1 protein-coding gene is annotated in these 242 nt (G+C 48.8%); it reads left to right on the forward strand.

What is annotated here, in order from left to right; all coding sequences use genetic code 11:
- Nucleotides 1-242 (forward strand): Ig-like domain-containing protein (locus H9565_RS20115; protein ID WP_215442161.1); only part of this gene is annotated, 242 nt, incomplete at both ends.

A 242-nucleotide genomic window follows, 5' to 3' on the forward strand; every position in this document is an offset into this window, starting at 1 on the left:
GCCGATAATGTATTGAATGCTACGGAAGCAGGAGGAAACGTCAACGTAACCGGAACGGTAAGTGGCGACTTCACCACAGGAGATACGGTAACCCTAACAGTAAACGGTACCGATTACACGGGAACTGTAGATGGCGCAGGCACATATAGTATAGCAATTCCAGGTAGTGAATTGGCTGCCGATGGTGATACGACGGTAGATGGAAGTGTAACGACAACGGATACCGCAGGTAATGTAGGAAC

It is taken from the genome of Zobellia russellii (genome assembly GCF_018728565.1).
In the GTDB taxonomy this organism is placed as follows: Bacteria; Bacteroidota; Bacteroidia; order Flavobacteriales; family Flavobacteriaceae; genus Zobellia; species Zobellia russellii.